The 25,520-nt window shown below is 71.4% G+C and carries 18 protein-coding genes; 4 read left to right on the forward strand and 14 right to left on the reverse strand.

Annotation, left to right across the window (positions count from 1 at the left end; genetic code table 11):
- The first annotated feature begins 37 nt into the window (after positions 1-37).
- On the forward strand, positions 38-2,212 hold the full coding sequence (locus A3CQ_RS0109200) for an MMPL family transporter (RefSeq protein ID WP_020510638.1): 2,175 nt from the start codon (positions 38-40) through the stop codon (positions 2,210-2,212).
- A gap of 91 nt (positions 2,213-2,303) precedes the next feature.
- Here A3CQ_RS0109200 and A3CQ_RS0109205 read toward each other — a convergent pair whose 3' ends face one another.
- The 4 genes from A3CQ_RS0109205 to A3CQ_RS57195 are packed head-to-tail and all read right to left on the reverse strand — an operon-like array spanning position 2,304 to position 6,109.
- Positions 2,304-2,711 carry a nitroreductase family deazaflavin-dependent oxidoreductase gene (locus A3CQ_RS0109205; protein WP_020510639.1) on the reverse strand — a complete coding sequence of 136 codons (408 nt, stop codon included), beginning with the start codon at positions 2,709-2,711 and terminating at the stop codon, positions 2,304-2,306.
- Complete coding sequence (locus A3CQ_RS0109210) at positions 2,695-3,522, reverse strand: hypothetical protein (protein WP_020510640.1); 828 nt, start codon at positions 3,520-3,522, stop codon at positions 2,695-2,697. The genes A3CQ_RS0109205 and A3CQ_RS0109210 overlap by 17 nt, the downstream gene beginning before the upstream one ends.
- A gap of 5 nt (positions 3,523-3,527) precedes the next feature.
- Complete coding sequence (locus A3CQ_RS0109215; protein ID WP_020510641.1) at positions 3,528-5,414, reverse strand: CotH kinase family protein; 1,887 nt, start codon at positions 5,412-5,414, stop codon at positions 3,528-3,530.
- A 59-nt stretch (positions 5,415-5,473) separates the two neighbouring features.
- Entirely contained in the window at positions 5,474-6,109 is a 636-nt protein-coding gene (locus A3CQ_RS57195; RefSeq protein ID WP_020510642.1) for a TetR/AcrR family transcriptional regulator, read from the reverse strand.
- Between the two features lie 58 nt (positions 6,110-6,167).
- Here A3CQ_RS57195 and A3CQ_RS52095 point away from each other — a divergent pair, with 58 nt between their 5' ends.
- Positions 6,168-7,574: an NAD(P)/FAD-dependent oxidoreductase gene (locus tag A3CQ_RS52095; RefSeq protein ID WP_020510643.1), complete on the forward strand. Its 1,407-nt coding sequence runs from the start codon at positions 6,168-6,170 to the stop codon at positions 7,572-7,574.
- On the opposite strand, the gene A3CQ_RS0109230 is transcribed toward A3CQ_RS52095, so the two are convergent.
- The gene (locus tag A3CQ_RS0109230) at positions 7,533-8,195 is read right to left on the reverse strand and encodes a TetR/AcrR family transcriptional regulator (RefSeq protein ID WP_245577128.1); all 663 of its coding nucleotides are present in this window, start codon (positions 8,193-8,195) and stop codon (positions 7,533-7,535) included. The two genes, A3CQ_RS52095 and A3CQ_RS0109230, sit on opposite strands and share 42 nt — an antisense overlap.
- Before the next feature lie 109 nt (positions 8,196-8,304).
- Here A3CQ_RS0109230 and A3CQ_RS52100 point away from each other — a divergent pair, with 109 nt between their 5' ends.
- The gene (locus tag A3CQ_RS52100) at positions 8,305-9,744 is read left to right on the forward strand and encodes an MFS transporter (RefSeq protein WP_040431893.1); all 1,440 of its coding nucleotides are present in this window, start codon (positions 8,305-8,307) and stop codon (positions 9,742-9,744) included.
- A gap of 61 nt (positions 9,745-9,805) precedes the next feature.
- The gene (locus A3CQ_RS57200) at positions 9,806-11,935 is read left to right on the forward strand and encodes a HelD family protein (RefSeq protein WP_020510646.1); all 2,130 of its coding nucleotides are present in this window, start codon (positions 9,806-9,808) and stop codon (positions 11,933-11,935) included.
- Here the strand turns inward: A3CQ_RS57200 and ptsP are convergent.
- Genes ptsP through A3CQ_RS0109285 form a run of 9 tightly spaced genes read right to left on the reverse strand, consistent with a single transcriptional unit; the run spans position 11,823 to position 25,470 of the window.
- Positions 11,823-14,264: a phosphoenolpyruvate--protein phosphotransferase gene (gene ptsP, locus A3CQ_RS0109245; RefSeq protein ID WP_020510647.1), complete on the reverse strand. Its 2,442-nt coding sequence runs from the start codon at positions 14,262-14,264 to the stop codon at positions 11,823-11,825. The genes A3CQ_RS57200 and ptsP overlap by 113 nt on opposite strands.
- Positions 14,265-14,269: 5 nt before the next feature.
- On the reverse strand, positions 14,270-14,905 hold the full coding sequence (gene dhaL, locus A3CQ_RS0109250; RefSeq protein WP_157295545.1) for a dihydroxyacetone kinase subunit DhaL: 636 nt from the start codon (positions 14,903-14,905) through the stop codon (positions 14,270-14,272).
- Between the two features lie 5 nt (positions 14,906-14,910).
- The gene (dhaK, locus tag A3CQ_RS0109255; RefSeq protein ID WP_020510649.1) at positions 14,911-15,900 is read right to left on the reverse strand and encodes a dihydroxyacetone kinase subunit DhaK; all 990 of its coding nucleotides are present in this window, start codon (positions 15,898-15,900) and stop codon (positions 14,911-14,913) included.
- The gene (locus A3CQ_RS0109260; RefSeq protein WP_020510650.1) at positions 15,897-16,544 is read right to left on the reverse strand and encodes a DUF2238 domain-containing protein; all 648 of its coding nucleotides are present in this window, start codon (positions 16,542-16,544) and stop codon (positions 15,897-15,899) included. The genes dhaK and A3CQ_RS0109260 overlap by 4 nt, the downstream gene beginning before the upstream one ends.
- Positions 16,545-16,603: 59 nt before the next feature.
- On the reverse strand, positions 16,604-17,716 hold the full coding sequence (locus A3CQ_RS52110; RefSeq protein WP_020510651.1) for an acyltransferase family protein: 1,113 nt from the start codon (positions 17,714-17,716) through the stop codon (positions 16,604-16,606).
- The gene (locus A3CQ_RS0109270) at positions 17,713-20,574 is read right to left on the reverse strand and encodes a stealth family protein (protein ID WP_020510652.1); all 2,862 of its coding nucleotides are present in this window, start codon (positions 20,572-20,574) and stop codon (positions 17,713-17,715) included. The genes A3CQ_RS52110 and A3CQ_RS0109270 overlap by 4 nt, the downstream gene beginning before the upstream one ends.
- Positions 20,571-21,587: a hypothetical protein gene (locus A3CQ_RS0109275; RefSeq protein ID WP_020510653.1), complete on the reverse strand. Its 1,017-nt coding sequence runs from the start codon at positions 21,585-21,587 to the stop codon at positions 20,571-20,573. The genes A3CQ_RS0109270 and A3CQ_RS0109275 overlap by 4 nt, the downstream gene beginning before the upstream one ends.
- 12 nt (positions 21,588-21,599) lie before the next feature.
- Positions 21,600-23,639 carry a PIG-L family deacetylase gene (locus tag A3CQ_RS61625; protein ID WP_169516265.1) on the reverse strand — a complete coding sequence of 680 codons (2,040 nt, stop codon included), beginning with the start codon at positions 23,637-23,639 and terminating at the stop codon, positions 21,600-21,602.
- Between the two features lie 37 nt (positions 23,640-23,676).
- Entirely contained in the window at positions 23,677-25,470 is a 1,794-nt protein-coding gene (locus A3CQ_RS0109285; protein ID WP_020510655.1) for a stealth family protein, read from the reverse strand.
- Between the last annotated feature and the right edge of the window lie 50 nt (positions 25,471-25,520).

Genomic DNA, 25,520 nt, shown 5'->3' on the forward strand with positions numbered 1-25,520 from the left:
CGAAACGTAAGGCGAATTTCTCGCTAGGGGAGGCTTTGTGGCAACGCTGCTGTACCGGCTGGGCCGGTTCTCGTTCCGCCGGCGGAAACTCGTCGGCCTGCTGTGGGTGCTGGTGCTCGCGCTGTTCGGAGTGGGCGCGGCCACGCTGTCGGGACCCACCAGCGACGCGTTCTCGATCCCGGGCACCGAGTCCTCGCGCGCAATGAACATCCTCGAGGAGAAGTTCGGCGCGGGCAGCGGCGGCGCCTCGGCCAAGGTCGTCTTCACCGTCACCGGCGATGCCAAGCTCACCGGCGCCGCGCAGAAGGCCGCCATCGAGAAGGCGATCGCCGAGCTCGAGAAGGCCCCGCAGGTCACCTCGGTCGCCGACCCGTTCGAGGCCAAAACCATTTCCCAAGACCTTCAGACGGCGTACGCGACGGTCTCGTACTCGGTCGCCGCACCCGACGTCACCGACGCGGCCCGCACGGCCCTGTTCGCCGCGGGCGACTCCGCGAAGTCGGCCGGCCTCGGCGTCGAGTACTCGGGCGAGATGACCGCCACCAACGGGGGCGGCGGCTCCAGCGAAGCGCTGGGCATCATCATCGCCGCGTTCGTCCTGGTCATCACGTTCGGTGCGCTGGTCGCCGCCGGTCTGCCGCTGCTCACCGCGATCATCGGCGTCGGCCTGGGCATGACCGGCATCCAGATCGCCACGGGCTTCTTCGACCTGTCGTCGTCGACCTCGGCGCTGGCGACCATGCTCGGCCTTGCCGTCGGCATCGACTACGCGCTGTTCATCGTCTCCCGTTTCCGGCACGAGCTGGCCGAGGGCCGCGAGGGCGAGGAAGCCGCGGGCCGCGCCACCGGCACCGCCGGCTCGGCCGTGGTCTTCGCCGGCCTCACGGTGATCATCGCGCTCGCGGCGCTGAGCGTCACCGGCATCCCGTTCCTGTCCGCGATGGGCCTGGCCGCCGCGTTCACCGTGGCGATGGCCGTGCTCATCACGCTTACGCTGACCCCCGCGCTCCTCGGGTTCGCCGGTCGCAAGGTGCTCGCCAAGAAGGACCGCTCCGGCCATCGCGCCTCCACCGGCAAGACCCCGTTCGGCGAGCGCTGGGCTCGGGCCGTACTCAAGAACCGGGTTGTTGCTCTTGTCCTGGCTCTTGGTGTCATCGGCGCCGTCTCGCTCCCGGCGCTCGACCTGCACCTGGCCCTGCCCGACGACAGCACCGCGGCGCCCGACTCGACCCAGCGCAAGGCCTACGACCAGCTCGCCGAGGGCTTCGGCGCCGGCTTCAACGGCCCACTGATCGTGGTCGTCGAGAACGCGAGCAAGACCACCGCCGCGTCCGCGCAGAAGACCATCTCCGGCCTCAAGGACGTCGTCCTGGTCACCCCGCCGACGATGAACAAGGCGGGCGACACCGCGCTGCTGACCGTCATCCCCGGCAGCGGCGCCACCGACGAGGCCACCAAGGATCTGGTCGCGGCCATCCGCGACCTGCCCGACATCGACGGCGCGCCGCTGGCCGTCACCGGCACCACCGCGATCAACATCGACGTCACCGACAAGATCACCAACGCGCTCGTGCCCTACCTGGCGATCGTCGTGGGCCTGGCGTTCATCCTGCTCATGCTGGTGTTCCGCAGCGTGCTGGTGCCGCTCAAGGCCACGCTCGGCTTCCTGCTCTCGGTGGCGGCGACGTTCGGCTCGGTCGTCTTCGTCTTCCAGCAGGGCCACCTGGCCGGTCTGATCGGCGTCGACTCCACCGGCCCGATCATCAGCCTCATGCCGATCTTCCTGATCGGCATCCTGTTCGGCCTGGCCATGGACTACGAGGTCTTCCTGGTGACCCGCACCCGCGAGGAGTACGTGCACGGCGCGTCCCCGAACGGCGCGGTGACCGCCGGCATGCGGCACGGCGCCCGCGTCGTCACGGCGGCCGCCCTCATCATGATGAGCGTCTTCGCCGGCTTCATCCTGGCCGACGACACCATCATCAAGACGCTCGGCTTCGCGCTGGCGTTCGGTGTGGCGGTGGACGCGTTCCTGGTCCGTATGACAATTGTTCCGGCAGTCCTTTCCCTCTTCGGCAAGGCCGCCTGGTGGCTCCCGAAGTGGCTGGACCGGGTCCTGCCCAACGTCGACGTCGAGGGCGAGGGACTGACCAAGCAGCTGGCCGCCGAGCCGGCGAAGGAGGAGCGCGAGCTGGTCGGCACGGCCGCCTGACCCGCTCCGGCCCGCTCCGGCCCGCTCTGACCTTGTCTGATTCGCTCAATGCGGCGCAGCCGTCGTCCCCTTGGACGGCGGCTGCGCTCGGTCATGGGGCCGGTTCGAGCAGGATGACCGGGATCCGGCGGGTGGTCTTGCGCTCGTAGTCGGCGAACCCCGGATTTTCGACCTTCTGCTCCGACCAGATCCGTTCGTGTTCGTCCTCGTTCGCCACACGAGCGATCAGATCGATCGTTTCATCGCCGACCTCGGCCTGGACCCGGGGCTGGGACAGCAAATTGTGATACCAGTCGGGGTTGGTCGGCGCGCCGCCCTTCGAGGCGAAGATTGCGTAGGCGTTTCCCACCGGCTTGTAGACGACGGGGTTCACCCGCGCCTGGCCGGTGCGCCGGCCCACGGTGTGCAGCAGGAGCATCGGCCGCCCCGCGAAGTGACCGCCCACCCGGCCGTGGTTGCCGCGGAACTCGGCGATGATCCGGTCATTCCAGTCGCTCATGAGCTCGATCTTCCCCGTCCGCGGACGCGATGTCGAAGAGATGCAGAGACTCCTCCTCGTCCCGGCAGAGGCGGGGCTGGGAGCCGCGCTTGCTCCGGTCGGAGACCACGACGATCCGGTCCGGCCCGAGCCAGCACACCCCCTCGACGGTGCAGTAACCATACGGAAACGAGAAGATATGGCCGGGCCCGGTAGCGGCCCACTTGTCCGGCGCCAGCTCGCCCACCCACAACTTCTGTGACTGCTGTGAGATCAGCGCCAGCCGATTGCCGGACAGCGAGATCCCGCTGTAGTCGGCCAGTCCCAGATCCGCGGGGAGATCGACCGTCGCGACGTGCTTCCAGTTCCGCGCTCCGGGGGCAAAGACCAAAAGACCACCAGATTCATGCAACCCAAGCAGTCGTACGCCTTCGTCCCGCCGCACGAACTCAAGACCCTCCATCCCCTTGTTCGGGCGCGACAGCGGGTATTCCATCCAACCATTCGTCACCGGTCGCAACCGTTGGTCATACTCTTCGACCATCGCCTGGTGGCCGCCGTTGCGCGGGGTGGACTCCACCAGCAGGAAGAGGTGTCCGGTGATCGGGTCGCGCGCGATGTCCTCGTACCCAGCGGACTTTCCGGAAACCGTAGGAACCAGGTCGTTGGCGGCGACCCGCGAAAGGTCGGCGTCGATCCGGGCAACCGCCCGCAGGTTGTCGAAGATGACCAGATAGCGCCCGTCGACGGCGATCACGCCACTGGCCTCGAGCCGCCCGGGCGACCCGGCCGGCAACAGATCGCGGAGCCGAGCCTCCCGAATCAGCCGCATAACGCTCAGTCCCCCCGCGGCCCAACCGGCGAAGCAGCACCACCGGCCCCACCCACAGCGCCCGCGGCGCCGGTGCCACCCATAGCGGTCGCGCCACCGGCAGCACCGGCGCCGCCCACAGCGGACGCACCACCGGCAGCACCAGCGCCGCCCACAGCGGACGCGCCACCAGCAGCGGACGCGCCACGACCAGAGCCCGCGCCACCGCCAGAGCCCGCGGAGCCGGCAGCACCCGGGGAAACCGCGCCACGCGCCCCACCTGGGGAAACGCCGCCACCCGGGAACAGCGCGCCGCTGGCTCCGGCCGGATATTCGGCGCGGAGAGCGGCCAGCTGCGACCGCGCTCGGTCGCAACGCATGCGGGCGTAGTGGTAGACGCCGAGCACGAACTCGTTGGCGTGGCGCAGTTCCTGCTGCTCGTGGCCGGCGCGCCAGACCTCGTCGTTGGTGAACTGGCGGCCGGTGAACGGCGCCGAGTTGGGGAAGTCGGCCTCGAAGTACGCGGACGGAATGACCCGCTGCCACAGCTCGGCCATCCGTGCCGAGAGCGCGGCCGGCGTGAAGTCCGTGTCCAGCAGGTGCTCGACGTGGTCCAGGTAGTACTGGGCGAAGTCGTGGTTCGCGAGCAGATTTTGTACGAGCGGGATACGAGACTCGCCCTTGCCCTGGTGGTACGCCATCGTGCTGGCCGGCCAGTCCAGCAGATCCGTGTACTGCCACGACGTGCCGAAGTAGTCGATGCCGAGACAGTTGTCGTAGTCCCACGGGATGAACGTGAAGTACGGCTTGTCGAGGAAGTCCTTTGGGGCTCCGACTTTCCCGCCGTTGTAGAGGTAGTAGTTGGCCGGGGTCGCGTAGTAGTTGTCCCAGCTGCCCAGCAGCACATTCAACGCCGCCCAGCGCAAGAACCCCCGTACGTCGAAAAGGTCTTCCACCGAGGACCGGAAATTATCGGAACCGTACGATCCGGAATTGATCACCCGGACGAGATCGGCCAGGTCGTCGTATCCGTTGAGCGCGGGATCGTCCTCGTTGGTCTTGAGCCGGTAGGTCAGGTCCGGGTTGTCGTGCCGGGTGAAGTACTGCCGCCCGCTGTCGTCGCCGTCCGGGCCGACGCGGCGCTCGAGGGTCGCGCAGCCCACGTCGCCGCAGTACGCCTTGTACAGGTTGCCGCGGTTGTTCGCCCCGAAACGCTCCCGAAGGAAGCTCCGGTCGACCTGTTCGATAAGCGAGTAGAGCCCCTGGTAGCCGCCGTTGATCGCGACCCGGGCGTAGGTGTGCCGCGCGGATGGGATGCCGATGCGGCGGAGCAGCGCCCACGCGATCGCCTCGCGCATCTGCGACGGGTCGTTGTACATCGACTTGAGGTTGAGCCGCGACATCCCGACGATCCGGTCGTCGTCGTCACCCGGATCGACGTCGACCTTCCAGGACCGTTTCGGCGCGAACTTGGTCTTGTTTCCGCTGTTCACGAGCGAGAAGGTCGAGCTGGTGAACAGCAGGCCGGCTTCGTCGGGCGGCGGCACCACGCGCTGATCGCCCGGATCGGCGCGCCACAGCCCGACCCGCGCGTCGCCCGAGGACTCGACCGGCTCCTCCGGCCTCATCTCCGCGGGCGGCCAGTCGGTGATCGCGACCTGGTACATCCGCCTCGCGAAAAAGTCCTCTTTCCCCAAAGACGCTTTCTCGTACGCTTCGGCGAGCCGTTCCGCCTCCGGGCCCTGAATCGCGTCGTAGAGCGCGTCGAACTCGGCGCGCGTGCGGAGGGTCGCGTCGCCGAGGCCCGCGGGCCGATTGGCCTTCGCGGCCAGGTCACGGGCGGTCCCGGCCGGCACGTCGGCGACCACGATCGCCCGGTCCTCGAACATCTGGCGGAACTGCTTCTCGTCCATCTCCCGATTCGGCGCCGTCATCGCGCCCGGGACCAGTGCTGAGTCGGGTTCCGGTCACCCTACGTGGCCGCCGGTGCACCATCCGCACGACCGCCGGGGGCCGGCGGTTGCTGGAGACCCACCAGCGTGGCGCCGACCGACTGCCGCCAGACGTTGACCGCCGTCGGGGCATCGCCCAGCACGCCGCGCAGCTCCAGCGAGGCCAGCCCGTGGACCAGCGCGAACAGGTGGCGGCCGACGCTGAACTCGTCCCGCCCGGGAAACACCCCCGCCGCGACGGCCCGCCGCACCACCGTCAACACCCGCTCGAAACTGCGGTACACCAGGGCGAACAACGGGTCCGCCCGGTCGGCCCGAGGACTGACCATCGCAAAGAACAGATCGTATAACTGCGGCTTCTCCCGGGCGGCGGCCCGATAGGCGAGCGCCAGCTCGAGAATCTCGTCGATCGGGTCGTCCATGGACGGCACGGCCTCGTGATGCCGCCGCATGGTCTCGGCGACGTCCATCGAGAGCTCTCGCAGCAGGCCCTCCTTGTCGTCGAAGAGGCTGTACACCGCGCGGGTCGACGTGCCCACGACGGCGGCGACCCGCCGCACCGACACCGCCTGCGCTCCCTCGGCGTGCAAGATCTCGGCCGCGGCGGTGAGCAGAGCGGCCCGGGTTTGCGCTCCGTGCTCTTTCGGACGTCCCACGGTTCCCCACAATACCGGGACACTGTTACGTTACGCCGTATCGAAACGGGAGGTCACCATGGAATTCGATGTCATCGTGGTCGGCGCCCGGGTGGCCGGGTCCGCCACGGCGATGCTGCTGGCCCGGGCCGGACTGCGCGTGCTGGTCGTCGACCGGGCGCGTTTCCCCAGCGACACGCTCTCCACCCACCAGGTGCAACTCCCCGGCGGCGCCCTGCTGCGCCGCTGGGGCATCCTCGACAAACTGATCGAAAGCGGTACGCCGGCCGCCCGCAGCGTCATCTTCGACGCCGGCCCCGCCGTCCTGCGCGGCGATTACATCCCGCACGACGGAGTCGACGCCGTCTACAGCCCGCGTCGCACCCGGCTCGACACCCTGCTCCTCGAGGAGGCCCGCACGTCGGGCGCGACCGTCGAGGAGGGATTCATCGTGAGCGACCTGATCGGGGACGATCGCATCACCGGCATTCGCGGTCGCGCCAAGGGCGGCACGACCGATCGCACCATCACGGCGAGCCTGGTGATCGGCGCCGACGGCAAGAACTCCACGGTCGCCCGGGCCGTGCACGCGCGCACCTACCGGCCCCGGCCGCCGGCCTCGGCCGCCTGCTACGCCTACTTCGCCGATCTGCCCGTGAAGGGCGGCGAGGTCTACGTCCGCCCAGACCGAATGGTCGGACTATGGCCGACCGACAACAATCTGACCATTGTCTATTTGGGCGTGCCCGCGTCCCGATTTTCCGACGTACGCCACGACGCCGGGTTCCGGAGCACCGTCTCCGAGGTCGGCGACCTGGGGGAACGGCTGGCCGCCGCCACCCAGGCCGAACACCTGCGCGCCACCACCGACGTCCCCGGCCTGATCCGTCATCCGTACGGTCCCGGCTGGGCGCTGGCCGGCGACGCGGGCCTGGTCATGGACCCGATCACCGGCCAGGGCATCGGCAACGCCCTGCGCGACGCCGACGCCCTGTCCACGGCGACGATCACCGCCCTCGGCGGCGGCTCCGACCGTCGCTCCGGCACTGTCAGCCGCTCCGATGCCGACGGCCACGAGAGCACCGCCGGCCACGAGGACACCGGCCGCCACGAGGACACCGCCGGCCGCGAGGGCGGAGGCCGCCACGAGGACACCGGCCGCCGCGAGGGCACTGGCCGCCGCGAGGGCACTGGCCGCCGCGAGGGCGCCGACAAGGCGTTCCGCGCCTATCACCGCCGGCGGGACGCCTCGCGCCGGCCGATCTATGACATGACCGCGAGGTTCGCCTCGTTCCGGCCCGACCCGGCGGGAGAGATCCTCTTCCCGGCGGTGGCCGAGGACCCGGCCCAGACCGGCCGCTTCCTGGGTGTTCTGGCCGGCACGGTTCCGGTCGGCGACTTCTTCAACCCGGCCAACCTTCGCCGGATGGTCGGAACTCGGGGCCTACTCCGGATGATGGCCGCCCGCGCCGGCCTGCGCACCTGACGACCCGTCCCCCAGAAGCGCGCCGACGAGGTCCCGCAGCGGCGAGGTCAGCTCCGCGACCCCGGCCGACGACAACGGCTCGATTCCGGTCGAGGTCCGCAGCAAGGTGATCCCGATGGCCGCCGCCAGCACCACCTCGGCCCGCAACAACCGGTCCGGCCCGTCCCCGGCGAGTGCCGCCAGCCGACCGGCCGACGACCGCAACATGTCCAGCCTGATCTGATCGGCCCGCTCGTCCCCGGATGAGCGCAGCAGCAGGGCCAACTGCCCCGCCACGCTTCCCGCCGACGACTCCGCGATGTGCCGCGCGATGGCCTCCGGGATTCCGTCGAGCCCGACCTCGCCCGTGCTGCGCCGCAGTTCCTCCCCCGCCGTCTTCAGGCAGGCCTCGAACAGCCCCTCCTTGGAGGCGAAGTACCGGCTGATCAGCGCGACGTTGACCCCGGCGTCGTCGGCGATGTCCCGCACGGTCGTGGCGGCGTACCCGTCCTCGGCGAACCGCCGCCGCGCCGCGTCCAGCAACAACTGCCGGGTCTTGGCGGCATCGCGGCGACGCGGACCCGAGGCGGGAGACGCCGGCGAGCCGGTCGAGGAGGCGAAGGGTAGCGGCACGGGAGTCACGCCCTGAAGGGTAACCACCCCACCACCTCATGTAAACGACCGTTGACTTATCGGAGATCGACGACTACCGTCGCCAAGTCAGCGGACGTTTACTTAATGGGGGACGCTCATGGCACAAGCGCGCACCGGACGCGTCGTGCTCTTCCTCTCGCTCGGCGGCCTGGCCTTCGCCGTGCTCCAGTCGTTGGTCGCCCCGGCGCTGCCCGTGATCGGGCACGACCTGGGCGCCTCGACCGAGGACATCAGCTGGGTACTGACCGCGTACCTGCTGGCCGCCTCGGTACTCACCCCGATCCTCGGCCGCCTCGGCGACATGGTCGGCAAGCGACGGGTCATGCTCGTCGTCCTGGTCATCCTCGCCGCCGGCACCCTGCTGGCCGCGCTGGCGCCCACCCTGCCGATCCTGATCGCGGCCCGCGCGCTTCAGGGCGCGGCCGGCGCGATCCTGCCGCTCTCGATCGGCATCGTCCGCGACGAGCTCCCTCGCGAGCGGGTCGGCGTCGTGGTCGGCCTGCTCTCCGCGATCTTCGGCATCGGCGCCGGCCTCGGCATCGTCGCGGCCGGCCCGATCGTCGACCACCTGTCCTGGCACTGGCTGTTCTGGCTGCCGCTGGTGCTCATCGCGGTGGCCCTGGTCGGCGTCCTCGTCGGCGTTCCGGAGTCCCCGATCCGTACGCCCGGCCGGCTCGACGTGCTGGGCGCCGCGATCCTCTCGGTCTCCCTGGTCGGCCTCCTGCTGGCGATCAGCAAGGGCCGCGAGTGGGGCTGGTCCGACCCCAAGACCCTCACCCTCCTGATCGTCGGCGCCGTCGCCCTGGTCGTCTTCGTCCTGGTGGAGCTCCGCGTCCGGGAGCCCCTCATCGACATGCAGCTGATGGGCCTGCGCGGCGTCTGGACCACCAACGTCGTCGGCCTGACCTTCGGCTTCGCGATGTTCGGGACCTTCCTGCTGATCCCGACGCTCCTGGAACTGCCCGCCGTCACCGGTTACGGCTTCGGCAAGAGCGTCTCCGAGGCCGGCCTGTTCCTCCTGCCGACCACGTTGATGATGCTGGTCTTCGGTCCTCTTTCCGGCTTGCTTGAGCGACGGTACGGCCCGAAGCTCCCCCTCTTCCTGGGTGCGGTGGCCGTGGTCGCCGCCTTTGCGATCCCCGCGATCGCCCACGACCGTCTGTGGCAGATCCTGCTCTCCGGCTTCCTCACCGGCGCCGGCATCGGCCTGGTCTTCGCGGCCATGTCCAACGCGATCATCGAAACCGTCCCCGCCACCCACACCGGCGAGGCCACCAGCGTCAACGCCATCGTCCGGACCATCGGCGGCAGCGTGGGCAGCGCCGTGGTGGCCGCCATCGTCGCCTCGGACACGACCGCCCAGGGCATCCCCACCGACGACGCCTTCACGACCGGCTTCTGGGCCTGCGCGGGGGTGGCGGTGATCGCCGTCATCGCTTCCCTGGCCCTCCCCTCGGCCCGCAAACGCCACAACGAGGCGGTCGCGGCCGGTGTGGACGACCTCCCGCCGGAACCGGCCGAACTGCACCTCCGCTGACGCCGACCGGCTGACGGCGGGAAGTAAGTCAAGACTTACTTCCCGCCGGAATCTCCTGACAATGGGTGCGGTGGACGAGCAAGCGCTGGTGGCGCGCATGTACGACCGGCTCGACGCCGAGGCGGACGAGATCCGGGCGGAACTCGAGGGCCGACCGGATCCGGAGCGGGCGGCGGCACTTCGCCGACGGCTGGCGGCATTGCGCGGCGCCGAGCACGGGCTCGTGTTCGGGCGGATCGATCGCGTGGACGGGACCTCGCTGCACATCGGGCGGCGGGGCCTGCGGGTGGACGGGGAGCCGCTGCTCGTCGACTGGCGCGCACCCGCCGCGGCGCCGTTCTATGCCGCCACCCCGGCCCACCCGATGGGCGTACGGAGACGGCGGCACCTGCGCCTCGCGGGGCGGAAGGTGGTCTCGGTCGCGGACGAGATCCTCGACGGTTCGGCGCCGGCACCGGACGATGTGGTCGGCGACGGACCGCTGGCCGAGGCCCTGGCGGCGCCGCGGACCGGGCGGATGGGCGACGCGATCGCGACCCTTCAGGCCGAGCAGGATGCGATTGTCCGGTCGCCGTATCAGGGCATCACCGTGGTTCAGGGCGGGCCCGGGACCGGGAAGACGGTCGTCGCGCTGCACCGGGCCGCCTACGTGCTGTTCGCCTTCCCGGCGGCCGCCGCGCGCGGGGTGCTGGTGGTGGGGCCGGATGCGCGCTTTCTCGACTACATCTCGCGGGTGCTGCCGTCGCTGGGCGAGAACGATGTCCGTCTCGCCACCCGCAACGGGGTCACCGCCACCGAGCCGCAGGCGGGACTCCCCGAACATGGCCATCAGCCAGGCGCCGATGCGGCGGCCCGGTCCAAGGGCCGGGCGGAGATGGCCGACCGCCTCGCCGAACTCGTCGCGGGCCGCCGCCCGCACGCCGCAACGATCAGGCTGTCGCTGGGCACCGACACGGTGGAGATCGGCGCGGCGGCAATGTCCGAAGCGATCGCCGCCGCCGACGGGATGCCGCACAATCCGGGCCGGGCCGCGTTCAAGGAGTATCTGGTCGCCGAGCTCGCTCGGATCCGGGCCGAAGCGACCGCCGCGACCCTGGAACGGATCGACGCCGAGACCGTCGAGCTCACCGGCGTCGACCTCGACGCGGCCGTCGCGGCCGACCTGAGGTCCCTCGGCCTCGCCGACGACCGCCCACGCCCCGCGACCAGCCGCCGGGCCGACGAGCGGGCGACCACGCACCCCGGCGACACCGGCGATCGGCCCGATCAGCAGGGCCGGCGCGGCCGGTCGGCACCGTCGCAGCCGGCCAACGACCCCGCGCCATCGCCCCCGGGCAGCGAGCCGGCACCATCGCCCGCGGTTCCGGCGCTCGCCGAGCTTGACGATGTCCGGGCGGCCCGGGCGTCGATCGCGGCGGACCCGCTGGTCGACGAGGCGATCGAGCGGATCTGGCCGCGCCTGGACCCGGCCGACGTGGTGCGGGCGTTGCTGGGCCAGGACGCCGACGTCCCGTGGACCACCGCCGACCTGGCCCTGCTCGACGAGGCGTCGGCGCTGATCGACGGGCCGCCCGAGGAGATTTACGGGCACGTCGTCGTCGACGAGGCGCAGGAGCTCACCGAGATGGACTGGCGGGTGGTTCTACGCCGCTGTCCGTCGCGGTCGGTGACCGTCGTCGGTGACTTCGCGCAGGCGGGGACGGGCTCAACCGTCACCGGCTGGCGGCAGGCCGTCGGGGAGCGGTTCGAGCTGCACACGTTGACGGTCAACTACCGGACCACGGCCGAGATCCTCGAGTACAACCGGGGCCTGCTCGCCGAGATCGCCCCCGAGCAGGAGTTGAGCCGCTCGGTGCGGCACGGCGAGCCGCCCGCGGTCGGGCCGGCGATCCTGGACATCGGCGCCGACGAGCTGGTCGCGGTCATCTGCCCGGACCACCTGGCGGACGAGATCGACGGCGCGATCCCGGTCTCCGCCTGCCGAGGGCTGGAGTTCGACACGGTGCTGGTCGTCGCGCCCGACCAGTTCGCGCGGCGGGACCTCTACGTCGCGCAGACCCGGGCCACCCGGCGGCTGGTCATCGTCCTGTCGCCGGGCGCCCTTCTAGCCCTCGGCGGACGGCCGCCGCATCGGGGAGCTCCAGCATCCACGCCACGGATTCGCCGCCGGCGGCGCGTACCGCCTCCTTGACCGTCGGGACCGCCGACGGCGTGACGCTCAGCTCGCGTACGCCCAAAGCCGTCAGCAGAGGCACGGCCACCTCGTCGGAAGCCAGCTCGCCACAGACCGCCACCGGGACGCCCACCGACCGGCAGACCTGATCGATCAGGCGCAGGACGGCCGGGTCCAGGCCGTCGGCCGGTACCGCCGGGTTCCCGCGCTCGGCGGCCAGCGTGTACTGGGTCAGGTCGTTGGTGCCGAGACTGACGAAATCCACGTGCCGCTGGAACGTTCCCGCCTTGAGTGCCGCGGCCGGGACCTCGACCATGATGCCCACCTCCAGCCCGGCGGGCGGATCGGCCTCGTGCAGGACGCGGCGGGCGGCCAGCAGCTCCTCAAGGCTGGTCACCATCGGGAACATGACGCTGACCGGGGTCTCCCGTGCGACCCGCACGATGGCCTCGAGCTGGTCGCGGAAGAGCGCGGGATGGGCCAGCGAGTGCCGCAGGCCGCGCACTCCCAGGAACGGGTTCCGCTCCGGCGGCCCGGGCGCATAGCGCAGGGGTTTGTCGCCGCCGACGTCCAAGGTGCGCAGTGTGATGCGCCGGCCGCCCATCGCCTCGGCCAGGCGCCGGTAGGTCGCCACCTGCTCGTCGACGCTCGGGGCCCGGTCGCGGTCGAGGAACAGGAACTCGGTCCGGACGAGACCGGCCAGGTCGGCGCCCGCCGCGAACGCCGCTACCGCGTCCTCGACCGAGCTGACGTTGGCCGCCACCGCGATGGCGACGCCGTCCCGGGTCACCGCCGGCTCGTGGGCGTGGGCGACGGCCTGCGACCGGTGTGCCGCGAGGCGTGCCGCCCGCGAGCGGAATTCGTCCACGATGGACTCCGCCGGGCCGGCCACGAACTCCCCGGTGCTGCCGTCGAGAGCGACGGTCACGCCGGCCTCGATCGCGAGGACACCCGCCCCGGCCGAGGCCACCATCGGTATCCCCCGCCCCCGGGCGAGAATGGCCGCGTGCGCCGTCGGACTCCCGCCGGCCAGCAGCACTCCGGTCACCCGGCGAGGGTCGAGCCCGGCAACATCGGCCGGCGTGAGGTCGTCGGCGACGAGCACGCCGTCCCCGTCGAGCCGCGCCGGTCCCAGGCCGAGCAGGTGCCGCACGACCTGCGACCCCACCGCACGCACATCGGCGGCCCGTCCCTTGAGGTAGGGATCGTCGAGCGCCTCGAACTCACCGGCCACGTGCTCGGCGGCCTCCCAGAACGCTCGAGCCGAAGAAACCCCACGACCAATCCGATTCCGTACGTCGTCGAGAAGCGAAGCGTCATCCAGCAGCAGGAGGTGTGCCGCGAAGATCGAAGCCGCGGCCGGCGAAGACGAAAGCTGGAGGCGGGAGATCTCCTGCCGGGTCGCCTCCACGGCCTCTTCAACCGACATACCTGATATGTCGGAAATGCTAGGCGGGACCGGCGGGGAAGCGGAGCGGCCGCTCCAAGCCGGCCCGATACCGACCCCCGCCGAGGCGGCTTGGCCCCGGCCGTGGGGTGACGCGGCCAACGGCGCGGTGGGTGACGCCGCCGAAGGCGCCGCGGGCGGCGCGCCGACCCGAGCGGCCGCGAGGCGAAGCGGCCCGCCGGGATTCGAGCCGGCCTCGCCGAACTGTCCAGCGGCAAGGGCAACGAGCGAGTCGACCGCCGCCCGCGCCTGCGCCCCCGACGCCCGCACCTCGATCTCGTGCCCCCGCAGCACCCCGAGCGTCGCCACCCGCGAAAGACTCCCGGCCGGCACCCACGCCGACCCTAAAGACCGGTTCCGGATCTCCACCGCCGCGTCGAAGCGCCGGGCCTCGGTGACCAGCCGCGCCGCCGGCCGAGCGTGCAGCCCGTGCGGGTTGGCGATCGTGACCGTCCCGCTTTCGAAGGGACCGGCGACGGCGGACGGCTCGACCGTGGGCGACGACACCCCGAGATGCTCCTGCTTCCCCTGCAGCGCGGCGCTCGCCTCGGCCGCGACCTCCTCCCGCGAGGCGCCGGAAGCCGCCGACACCACCGCGGCGACCAGCCCCTCGACCAGCGGCGCCGGGGTGAGCAGGACGTCCGGGGAGCCGAGCATCTCCACCGCCATCTCGGCCGAGAGCACCGCGCTGCCCAGATCCATCAGCACCACGACGCCGTCGCCGCGGTCCGCCCGGCCGATCGCCGCCGAGATGGCCACCGCGTCGGTGCCCAATGTGGACTCGTCCAGGCCCGCGGCGATCTCGACCGGAACCTCGGAGCCGTGCAGCATCTCGGTGGCCAGCTCCACCGCCGCCCGCGCCAGCGCACGACTGTGACTGACGACGACCAGCCCGACCATGAAAATCAGCTCAGCGACGTGGCCGCGGCCGCCAGCAGGAACGTCACCGACGTCGCCCCCGGGTCCTGGTGGCCCGCGCTGCGCTCCCCCAGATAGCTGGCCCGCCCCTTGCGAGCCACCATCGGAATCGTCGCCGCCCGTCCCTCTTCCGCCGCCCGCACCGCCGCGCCCAGTGCCACGGCCAGCGGCTGCCCGTCCTCGATCGCCGATTCCAGGGCCTCGACCGCCGGCGACAGCGCGTCCAGCATCGTCTTGTCCCCCACCGACGCCTTCCCCCGCTGGGCCACGCCGTCCAGCGCCGCCCGCAGCAGCTTCGCGAGGTCGGTCCCGTCCAGCGACTCGGCGTCCCCGGCGATCGCCGACATGCGCAGGAACGCCGTCCCGTACAGCGGCCCGGACGCGCCGCCGACCGTGCTGACCAGCGTCATCCCCGTACGCTTGAATATCTCGGACGGACGGCCCGGACTCTCGCTCTCGAGCGTCGTGACCACCGCGCTCATGCCCCGATGCATGTTGATGCCGTGGTCGGCGTCGCCGATCGCGGCGTCCAGCTCGGTCAGCAGGTCCTTGTGGTCGGCGATGAGCCGGGCGAACTCACGGATCCACCCGTGCAGCGCGGTGATGTCCACAGTGTCCGGCATGGAACTCAGACCCCCCACCGCAGCGCCGGCGTGCGGACCGGCGCGTCCCACAACCGCAGGATCTCGTCGTCGGCCTTCAGCAGCGTCACCGAGCAGCCGGCCATGTCGAGGCTGGTGATGTACGGCCCGACCAGCGACCGGGCGATCGGCACGCCCGCCTTGCCGAGGATCGCCGCGACCTCCTGGTACATCACGTAGAGCTCGATGAGCGGCGTGGCGCCCATCCCGTTGACGAAGCAGATCACGCCGTCGCCGCCGGTGAAGTCGAGGTCGGCGAGGATCGGCGCGAGCAGCATCTCGGCGATCTCGGCCGCGGTGCCGGTCGGCACGCGACGGCGCCCGGGCTCACCGTGGATGCCGATGCCGAGCTCCATCTCCCCGTCCGGCAGGTCGAAGGTGGGTCGCCCGGCGGCCGGGACGGTGCACGAGCTGAGCGCGACGCCCATGCTGCGCCCCTGCGAGTTGACCTTCCGCGCGACGGCGGCCACCGCGTCGAGCGGGCGGCCCTCCTCGGCCGCGGCCCCCGCGATCTTCTCGACCAGCACGGTCACGCCGACCCCGCGCCGGCCGGCCGTGTAGAGGCTGTCCTGCACCGCCACGTCGTCGTCGATGACCACGGCGACCACCTCGGTCTCGGCGAGCTCGGCCGCCATCTCGAAGTTCATCACGTCGCCCGTGTAGTTCTTGACGATGTGCAGCACCCCGGCGCCGCCGTCGACACCGTTGGTCGCCGCCGCCATCTGGTCGGGCACCGGGGACGTGAAGATCTCGCCGGCACAGGCCGCGTCGAGCATGCCCGCACCCACGAATCCGGCGTGCAGCGGCTCGTGCCCGGAGCCGCCACCGGAGACGAGGCCGACCTTCCCGCGCACCGGCGCGTCGCCGCGGAAGACGACGCGCTGCTCATGGTCGACCCGAAGCTCCGGGTGCGCGGCGGCCAGGCCACGCAGGGCGTCCGCGACGACGTTCCCCGGATCGTTGATGAGCTTGTTCATACCGACAACCTACGCCGCCGGGCGAGGTACGCGGCGAGCGTCACGCCGATGACCGCGCCGGTCGTCGCGATCGCCATGTCCTTCTGCGCGTCCCACATGTCGCCCTGCTGACCGTTGTACGCCTCGGCCGCGCCGGGCGCGAGCGTCATGGCTATGCTCCATTCGAACAGCTCGTAGAGCGCGCTCGTGGACAGCACGATGTCGACCGCCAGCATCGGCGCCCATCGGGTCCGGTCGCGGAGAGCACGGAAGATGACCGGGCCGAAACAGAGGCCGTAACTGAGGTGCACGAGCCGGTCGAAGTTGTTGCGCTGCCACCCGAAGACGTCCGAGATCCGGACGCCGAACAGCGCCGACGTCCAGTCGTCGTAGGGCACGAACGAGTAGATCCAGCGCGCCGCCACCGAATGCAGCGCCAGGAAGATCAAAATCAACAGAAACGAGGCGTACGGGAGGGGACGCGCTCGTTGCACGACGAGCAGCGCGACCAGCCCGACCAGCGTGAGCGAATGATGCATGGCCTGTTCCGCCGGGTGGATCGGATGCCACCAGGTCGCCGCGACAACGGCGAAGAAGGCCGCCAACGTCCAGCGGTAGCGAACGTCGACGGCCTCGATCTCGATGGTTCCCCCGCGAACAATCATGCTGGCGAGTCAACCAACGCCGCCCGGCGGGCCGGTCTCGGCACCGGCACGAACCGATATCAGCGCACCCGCTCGAGCTCCGTCCGCAGGACGCGGCGGATCCGGGGGGCGAGGGGTCGCTCGACCACGCGGTGCAGCAGCCACGCCGCGAAAAGCATGCCGGCGGCCAGGCCGGTGACGAGCAGAGCCGGCGGGACGCGGTCGTGCAGCGCGCGGATCACCACCCAGCCGATCTCGGCGTGCAGGAGGTAGAGCGGATAGGTCAGCACGCCGGCCACGGTGAGCCAGCGGGCCTGGACGCGGTCGAAGACGCCCACGGCCACGGCGGCGACCACCGCGAAGCAGGCGGCCAGGATGGCGAGCACCGGCCAGTTCGGCAGGTCGTGGTCGATCCGCTTCTCGATGTTCTCGAAGGTCACCCAGATCTGGTGCTCGGCGAGCAGGAAGGAGATCCCGAAGATGCCCCACAGCAGCGCGCTCTGCCCGAACCGGTACATGAGATAGCAGGCGATGCCGGCCACGAAGTACGCCGAGTACTGCGGGTCGACGACGGTTCGCAGCACGTCGCTGCCGGCGCCCTCGGCGATCACCGAGGCGGCGGTCCAGATCGCACAGAAGAGAACCACGCGGCGGTAGGTGAGGCCCCGCCAGACGACCAGCGCGAAGAGCAGGTAGAACCGCAGCTCCACCCAGAGCGTCCAGTACACGCCGTCGACGTGGCTCACGCCGAGCGGCTCGTTGAGCATGGTGAGGTTGGTGAGCACGTCACCGTGCGACGGCGCCTTGTGCGTCAGCGGCCACAGGGTCAGCACGGTCGCCGAGATCAGCACCGCCGTCCAGTAGGCGGGGTAGAGCCGCGAGACCCGGGAGACGAAGAAGCTGCCCAGCCCGCGGTCCCACGCGCTCATGCAAATGACAAACCCACTGATCAGGAAAAAGAGCTGAACACCCAACCATCCGTACGACGCCGGAAGGTAAAGGTGGGGAAAGACGGCGCGCGACTGCTCGTCCCAGCCGTCGGGCAGCGCCAGGTAGTGGTAGCCGAGCACGCTGAGCGCCGCCAGCAACCGCAGCCCGTCGAGGAAGGCCACCCGCCGAGGCCGGATCGGGCCGCGCGACGACCGCTCGGCAGCGACCGGCGAAGGCGACAGAGCGGAAGCGACCGCGGTCATCGTGCGTCCCCCTGCGCCCGGTTCCGGCCGCTGCCCAGCTCGAACTCGCTGGCGACCGGGAAGTAGTTGTCCAGGAACACCTTCGCGACCTGGGCCCGCTCCGCCTCGGAGACCAGCCCGTGGTGCGTGTCGTTGAGGCAGAACACGTCGTAGCCGCGCGTGGTCAGGATCTGGGTGAGCCGCGGATGCTGCGTCGCGTCCCCGAGATCCACGTACGCGACCCGCATCGAGCCCCGCGCCGACCGCCCGGTGAAATAGCCGTAGTAGTGGTGCAGCGAGGACGGCACCGCGATGTCGGTGGCCGAGCGGAGCTGGCTGCCCGCCGTCCGGCCGACCGCCTCGGCGAACCGCTCCTCGATGTCGCGCAGCGTGCTGACCCGCAGCGGGTGCGGGGTGTGCAGGAACGCGTTGGTCAGGGTGTGCCCGAACGCCTCCCGGATCAGCTCCCGGTTGTTCTTGCCGGCGGCGAAGTTGAAGTCGTCGTCCTCGGTGATCGGGGTGAGCGGGACGGCGGTCGGCGACATGAAGAAGTTCGCCACGCCGTTGGCGCCGAAGAACAGGCTCGGCTGCATCGGCCGGCCGAGGAACACGTCGTCGTTGAAGTAGAGGAAGTGCTCGGCGAGACCCTCGATGTGGTGCAGCTGGGTCTCGATGGCGTGCGAGTTGAAGGTCGGCAGCGCGCCCCGGCCGCCGAAGATCTCCTTGTGGCTGACCACCTCGATCCGCGGATGGCTCGTGTCCAGCCAGCCCGGCGTCTGGTCGTCGGTCACCAGCCAGACCTTGCGCACCCAGGGGGCGAACATGGCGATCGAGCGCAGCGAGTACCGCAGCTCGTCGCGGCTGGCGAACCGGGCGGCGCCGCCGGCGGCGTCCACCGGCGGACGGCCCAGCGTCTCCAGCAGGGCCGACTTCCGGGCCATCCAGGCCGGGTCGTTGCCGTCGACCCAGGTGTAGACCACGTCGATGGGGAACGCGAGGTCGGCCACGAGCGTCTCGGTGAACGCCGCGTACGTCGGGTAGGTGCGGCCGCCCACCTCCAGCGTGCCCGGGACGGCCGCGACGCCGGCCGGGACGGTGTCGCCGATCAGCGTGCGCCGCAGCGGGCGAAGGCTGCCCTCCTCGAGCTCGCCGTCGCGCCAGAACTCCACGTCGCAGCCGTACGCGGGCCCGTAGCGCAGGGTTCGCGAGGACGTGACGACGGGCTGGAAGACGCGCAGACCCCCCGCGTTCTGCCCCTGTTCCGAGGTGCCGGCCAGGGCGGCCAGGGTGACGCCGGAGACGACGCCGGCCGGGCTGACCAGCTCGGTGTACATCGGCTTCTCGGCGAAGTCCACGGCCAGCGCGGCCAGCGTCGCGTCCCGGTCGCGCTCGTGGATCGCCACCCGGATCCGGACGCCGTGGTCGCGGATCACGTGGTAGGTGATGCCGTGCCGGTCGAGCACCTCCGCGACTAGGTGCAGGTTCCGCTCGGCGGCCTCGTTCGGCATCATCTCGTCCGACTGCAGCGACAGCCGGCCCGCCGACCGCACGAGGGTGTCGTCGGCCTCGGCGATGGCCCGCTCCACCTCGCGCGCGCTGCGCTGGAACAGCGGCCGGTCCGGTCGCGGCGCGGCCGGCGCCAGCCCGGACCCGCCGGTCGCCGCCACCCAGGCCGCCAGCCGATCCGCCTTGCGCCGCAGGCGAGCCGGGTCGTCGCGGCCGGCGAGCAGGCTGCCGTAGAGCCGGGCCCACTCCCCCATGATCTTGGGCAGGTCGTACGCGGCGGCGGCCCGCAGGGCGGCCTCGCCGAACCGGTGCCGCAGCGGCTCGTCCTCGATCAGGCGACGGATCGCCTCGCTGAGCCCGTCGACGTCGCCCGGGCCGATGATGTACCCGTTCTCGTCGTGCGTGATGATCTCGGCCGGCCCGGTCTGGATGTCGTAGCTGATCGCGGGGACGCCGGCGGTGAACGCCTCGATCAGCACCAGCGGAAGGGCCTCGCCGTCCCGGGAGGTGAGCAGCGCGATGCTGCTCTTCGACCACTCCTGGGCCATCTGCTGCACGGAGCCCAGGAACTGGACGTTGTCGTTCAGGCCGAGGCTCTCCGCCAGCCGCCGCAGCGCGGGCAGCTGCTGACCGTCGCCGAGGACCCGCAGGATCCAGTCGGGGTGTGCCTCGGCGACCGGGGCGAAGGCCCGGATGGCCTGGTCGACCTGCTTCTCGGCGACGATCCGGCCGGCGATCGTGACCACCCGGGTGGTACGCGTGGACTTCGGCCGGTACCCGGCGGGCAGCGCGTTCCCGATGATCTCCAGCCGGGGCGCCAGCTCGCGCATGCTGTCCTCGAACCACTGCCGGGTCCGCTCGGTCAGCACCACGAGCGCGTCCAGCCGCGGCGCGAACTGGAACAGCGGCTCGCCGGTGCCGCCACGCAGCTGGGAGGGCCGGTGCTCCTGGTGCACCGTCAAGACCTCGGGCCGGGAGTACGTCGTCGTCGCGGCCATCAGCGCGGGCGACGAGGAGACCAGCACGTCGGTCTCCAGCTCGCGCAGGGCGTACTCGATCTCCATCTCGGCGAGCCGGGTCATCGACACCTCCCACCGCTTGGCGATCAGGTGCGGCTCGGCGTTGCTCAGCGCCTGGCAGTCGGCGTCGGTCAGCGCGCTGTCGCGGACCGGGCGCGGCACCGGCCCGACCGTGTCGACCAGGTAGCGCACGGACAGCCGCGGATCGACCTCGAAGAACCGCTCCTTGCTGGTGCGAAAGACGCTGAGGACCTCGACCTGGTGCTCGCGGGCCAGGAACTCGGCCTGGGTGAAGATGGCCCGCTCGGTGCCGCCCATGGCGTCCGCCGTGTTGAGCAGGAAAGTGATCCTCATGCGGCGGCTCCCGGTTCGGCGCTGGTGCAGGCGAGGGCGAGGCTGCCCGCCGGCGTGTAGTAGGGACGGAGGTGGAAGGCCACGCCGTCCGGCATCAAGATCCGGCGCTCGTACGGGCGCAGCACCCGCGCGAGGTTGGTCAGGTCGTGCAGCCACCGCCCGACGCGAAGGCCCGGGCCGCCGGGAATGCGCACGCGGACGTCCCAGATCTCCTTCGTGCCGTCGGCCGGGCTCATCCGGGCCAGCGGCGCGTGGATGCGGAAGATGTCACCGGTCACCGCGACCGGCACCTCGTGGGTGAGCTCGTCGCCGCGCCGGGTGAACTCCGCGTACGCCCCGGACCGGTCGGCCACGCCCACGAACCGCCCGATGATCTCGGTGCCGCCGAGGTCCACGACCAGCCGGGCGACCTCGGCCCGGGGCCGGCCCGGGCGCACGGTGATCTGCCACGCGCCGGCCGCGGTGGTCGACGGCCGGTACCGGGTTCCGGTGTCGGGGCAGGGCGGGACGGCGATGGTGGGTGCGCGCCGGGCCGCGGTGGCCGCCGTCATCCGGCGTACGGTCATCCGCCGGGTCTCCCCCGAGTCCAGCGTGACCAGCAGCCCGAGCTGCCAGACGCCCCGGTTCAGTCGCGTCGCGCCGGCTCGGTCGCCGAGCAGCACGGTCGCCTCCACCAGCCACCGCCCGTCCGCCTCGCGCAGCGTCACCGGGGTCCGCTGCGTGCTGCTCTCGTGGCTGAACAGCAGCTCCGCGGCGACCGGGACGGCACCCTCGACGTCGGGCAGCGTCGCCTGGAGGTTGAGCGTGTGCCCGTCCAGCACGCCCAGGAACGTCGTCTCGGCGATGCTGCGGGAGCTGGTCAGGCGGGCCATCCGCAGCGCGACACCGGTCCACGCCCGGCGCGCCCGCGGCTTCACCGCCCGGCCCACCTCGCGCCGCGCGACCAGCAGCGTCTGCCTGGGTCCGCCGCGCAGGGTGCGGCCGACGCGCGTGGAAAGAGAATCCGTGCTCATCCGGTGCCCCCGCTACTTCCTGCGCGCCGCGGACGGGAACCGCTCGCTGCTCCATTTGCCCGCCACCCAGCGCCGGGCCCGTGGCTGCCCGTCCCGGTCGAGCGCGACGACCACGGGACGCTGCCGGCTGTCGAGAGCGACCGCGGGCGAGTGGAAGACGCCGAGCCCGGCCTTGGCCCAGGCCTTGTCCGCGGTGAACCGCACGCTCACCGTGCCGTGCTTGTTGCGGCTCGCGATCAGCCCTTGCGCGCCCGCGACCGTCCCGAATCCGCCTTCGCTCCGCAGCCGCTGCGGATCGAGATTCCAAACCCCGGAGGAGCTTTCCCCGTACGCCAGGACTTCGGTGCTCGTGCCTTCCCGGACGAGCATGGTCAACCGGCCGCCGGGTCCGGTGAGGACGGTCGGCGGGGCGGCCGGCGGGGTGACCTTCACGGTCTGCCGTCGCCAGGGCCCGGCGGCCGTCTCCTGGAACCAGCGCAGCACGCCGCCGTGGATCGCCGCGTAGACCTCGACGAGCCCGCTCGCGGTCGTGACCACGGACAGGCCGTCCTGGGTGTCCGAGCCGCCGAGATCCGACCAGGGCCGCCACGTGCCGTCCGCGGCCTGGATCCGGCAGCTCAGGCCGGTGCCGCCGTTGCGGACGAACAGGGCCAGGCGCCCGTCGGCGTAGCGGCCCACGGCCGGCATGCCGACCCGGCGCCGGCGGGCGGGGTTGCGCTCGCCGTCGTGCGGGTTGCCCAGGCCGGTCCAGTCGCCGAAGCCGTCGCCGCCCGCCGTCTGGCCGATCGTGACCAGCTCGCGGGCCTGCTTGCCGGGGTCGGCGTCGAGCACCATCCGGACGCCGAAGACCTGCAGGCCGCCGGCGGCGTTGCGGTTGACGGCCAGATGCGGCAGGAGGTCGCCGCCGCCCGGAACATCGGCGGAAGCCCACTTCCCGGCGCCGGGAGTCTCCTCGGCCCAGCGCACCACGCGTCCACCTTGGACCGCGAAGACGTTCAGCCGGCCGTCCTGCGCCGGGTGCACCCAGGTCGCGCTGCTGCCGTACCGGTGGGTGGTGCTCCAGCCGTACTGCCGGGAGGCGGCGCGGTTGCCCAGCTTGAGGTCGCCACAACCGATCGGGTCGGTGCACGGCCGGCCGTCGAGCCCGCCGTAGGTGGCGAGCAGGTCCAGCTTCTGCTTGTACGCGTCCTCGCTGAGGTTCTGCGGCCAGCGCTGGTTGTAGTAGCCGCGATAGCTGTCGGCCACCCCGCCACCGCCGCGCCGCCAGTGCTCCTGCAGCGCGGCCCAGCCGAACAGGCCGGCGGCCGTGTGGTCGGCGTTGTCCGAGTAGTCGCCGGAGTCGGAGTTCTGCGGGTGGTCCGCGTCGTGCACCTGGAAATCCGGGTCCGGGTCCATCAGGCGTACGCAATCGGGCTTGAAGTCTGTGATCAGCTCGACCAGCGTGTCCAGCAACGACTGCCGGCTGTGCGTGTAGCCGGCCTGCATCGGGCTGCCGGCCGGCTGCATCGTGTGCAGCTTTTGCGCCTCGCCCGACCAGAGCAGCCGCACGTTGCTCGCGGCGTAGCCGGGATCCTTGTCGGCCTCGTTCCACAGATCGAGGAAGACCAGCCGGATGCGCGGCTCGGCGATGAGGGTGGCGACCTCCATCGGCGCGCCGGTGCGGGCGGTGACCAGCTCCCGCTTCCACGGGCTGTCCGCGTCCCCCGCCGCCATCCGGGCGTAGGCCGACCGCAGTCCGTGCTGCCGGGCCGCGGCGTACTCGTGGAACCGGACCGGCTGATCCTTGATCCGGGAGTCGCCGCTGGGGAAGTTGCGGCCGTCGGCCTCGCCGGTGGTCAGGCAGATGCTCAGCACCTCCACCCCGGCCTTGATCTCCTGCTGCAGGTCGGGGTTGAAGAAGTAGAGGTCGTCGTCCGGATGCGCGGTGATGTTCAGATGTCGCGGCCGGGCCGGCTCCGCCTTCTTCCCGAGCAGGTGCTGGGCCCCGAAGGCGGCGCCACTGAGCCCGGCGGCCACGAGCCCACCGGCACCGAGAAGTCGTCGTCTGGTCACCACGCGAGGTCCGATCCTGGGGGTTGGCGCTAGCAGGTCAGTAGCGCTGGAGGGTGCCGGCGTCCGGCGTGTACTGGTGCGGGATGACCGCGGTGGCGCCGTTGCGCGCCTGCTTGGCCAGCTCGGTGGCGCTGAACTGGGCGCGCTCGGCGGCCACGTCGTCGGGCAGCTCGAACGGCGAGCGGAACGGGAAGTACTTCGGCAGGAAGTCGGCCATCATCGCCGCCTGCTCGTCCAGCGCGACCGCCGCCGAGTCGGTGTCGTTGAGGCAGAACACGTCGCAGTGCCGGCGGGAGAGCAGGAACGCGAGCTGCACCGGCGTCGACGGGTGGGCGAGATCGGCGTACGTATATTTGATGTTCCCGGGGACCGCACGCTTGGTCAGGTAGGCCCAGTAGTGCTGCAGCGACGACGGGATCGACAGGTCCCGGGGGTGCCGGAACTGGTGCTCGGAGGTGTGCCGCACCTCCTCCGGCAGCCACTCCTCGATCTCCTCCAGCACGCTCTTCTGCAGCGGGTACGGGACGTGCTGCATCTTGCGGGTGATGCGGCGGCCGAACAGCTGCTGGACGTGCTCGCGGTTGTTCTTGCCGGCCGCCGTCACGGGCGCGTCGAAGACGGTCGCCGGTCCCGCCTCGAGCTGCGCGGTCGACTGGAAGAACTTGGCGAGGCCGTTCGCGTGGAAGAACGCGGTCGGCAGCACCGGCCGGCCCAGGAACATGTCGTCGTTGAAGTAGACGAAGTGCTCGGACAGGTCCGGGATGCGGTGCAGCCGGGACTCGATCGCGTGCGAGTTGAACGTCGGCAGCGTGCCGGTGTCGCCGAACAGCTCGGTGTGCCGGATGACGGTGAGCCACGGGTCCTGGTCGTTGAGCCAGGGCGGCAGCTGGTCGTCGGTCACCAGGAAGATGTGCCGCACCCAGGGCGCGAACGAGACGATCGAGCGCAACGAGTACTTCAGCTCGTCCCGGCTGATGAACCGGGACTGGTTGGTGGCGATCGTGTTGATCTGCTCCTGGCCGACCGCCGCCAGCGAGGCGTTCTTGCGCTCGAGCCAGTCGGGGTCGCTGCCGTCGACCCAGGTGTAGACCACGTCGATCGGGAACCGGACGTCCTCGGCGGCCACGCCCGCGAACTCGGCGCGGGTGCGGTAGCGGGGCCGGGTGTCGGTCGGCGGGAGGATCGCGCTCAGGGCGGACGGAGGCGCCTGCACGTACTCGGCCTCCGCCGGCAGCACGGTCGCCACCTCGTTGCGGCGCGGGCCGACGATCATGTCCGGCGCGCCGCCGTCGCCCTTCACGGTCCGCCAGAACTCGATCTCGCAGGCCGAGCCGCTGCCCAGCACGGTCGAGCCGTGCGGGTCGGTCACCGGGAAGAACACCCGCACGCCGGTCCTGCCGAGACGGCTCGGGCGGAACCCGCGGTCGGAGAGCTCGCCGGTCCGGATCAGAGCGCCGTCGAGCTCGGCGTCCCCGCGCAGGGCGGCCAGGGTGCGGTCGCGGTCGCGCTTGTGGACGGCGACGGCGCTGTGCAGCCGGCCGGTGGGGCGCAGGCAGAAGTAGTCGATGCCGGCCCGGTCGAGGACGGCGGTGACCGCGGTGAGGTTGCGGTGCCAGGCCGCGGCGGGCGTCGTGCCGGTCTCGACCCGGGCGCGCAGGGTGCGGCCGGCGTCGCGGGCCTTGATGAGCGAGCCGGCGGCCGCGGGACGGGCGTGGGACCGCTGCCGGGTGAGGCGGCGGACGAGCCAGAGCTGGCGGTGCGGCGGAAGGATCTGGACCAGCCGGAGCCGGTGATCCTTGGGCAACAGGCGGTAGAACCGCAGCGCGATCATGCGTGCGCCTGCCGTTCGGCGTGCGCGCCGTCCCGTCCTCGAGACAGCGT

It is taken from the genome of Paractinoplanes globisporus DSM 43857 (assembly GCF_000379645.1).
GTDB lineage: Bacteria > Actinomycetota > Actinomycetes > Mycobacteriales > Micromonosporaceae > Actinoplanes > Actinoplanes globisporus.

What these genes read in the sequence shown, in the direction of transcription:
- A3CQ_RS0109205 (WP_020510639.1), bottom strand. Translation starts at nt 2,711, where the DNA reads ATGAGCGACTGGAATGACCGGATCATCGCCGAGTTCCGCGGCAACCAC.
- A3CQ_RS0109210 (WP_020510640.1), bottom strand. Translation starts at nt 3,522, where the DNA reads ATGCGGCTGATTCGGGAGGCTCGGCTCCGCGATCTGTTGCCGGCCGGG.
- A3CQ_RS0109215 (WP_020510641.1), bottom strand. Translation starts at nt 5,414, where the DNA reads ATGGACGAGAAGCAGTTCCGCCAGATGTTCGAGGACCGGGCGATCGTG.
- A3CQ_RS52095 (WP_020510643.1), top strand. Translation starts at nt 6,168, where the DNA reads ATGGAATTCGATGTCATCGTGGTCGGCGCCCGGGTGGCCGGGTCCGCC.
- A3CQ_RS52100 (WP_040431893.1), top strand. Translation starts at nt 8,305, where the DNA reads ATGGCACAAGCGCGCACCGGACGCGTCGTGCTCTTCCTCTCGCTCGGC.
- A3CQ_RS57200 (WP_020510646.1), top strand. Translation starts at nt 9,806, where the DNA reads ATGGGTGCGGTGGACGAGCAAGCGCTGGTGGCGCGCATGTACGACCGG.
- ptsP (WP_020510647.1), bottom strand. Translation starts at nt 14,264, where the DNA reads ATGGTCGGGCTGGTCGTCGTCAGTCACAGTCGTGCGCTGGCGCGGGCG.
- dhaL (WP_157295545.1), bottom strand. Translation starts at nt 14,905, where the DNA reads ATGCCGGACACTGTGGACATCACCGCGCTGCACGGGTGGATCCGTGAG.
- dhaK (WP_020510649.1), bottom strand. Translation starts at nt 15,900, where the DNA reads ATGAACAAGCTCATCAACGATCCGGGGAACGTCGTCGCGGACGCCCTG.
- A3CQ_RS0109260 (WP_020510650.1), bottom strand. Translation starts at nt 16,544, where the DNA reads ATGATTGTTCGCGGGGGAACCATCGAGATCGAGGCCGTCGACGTTCGC.
- A3CQ_RS52110 (WP_020510651.1), bottom strand. Translation starts at nt 17,716, where the DNA reads ATGACCGCGGTCGCTTCCGCTCTGTCGCCTTCGCCGGTCGCTGCCGAG.
- A3CQ_RS0109270 (WP_020510652.1), bottom strand. Translation starts at nt 20,574, where the DNA reads ATGAGGATCACTTTCCTGCTCAACACGGCGGACGCCATGGGCGGCACC.
- A3CQ_RS0109275 (WP_020510653.1), bottom strand. Translation starts at nt 21,587, where the DNA reads ATGAGCACGGATTCTCTTTCCACGCGCGTCGGCCGCACCCTGCGCGGC.
- A3CQ_RS0109285 (WP_020510655.1), bottom strand. Translation starts at nt 25,470, where the DNA reads ATGATCGCGCTGCGGTTCTACCGCCTGTTGCCCAAGGATCACCGGCTC.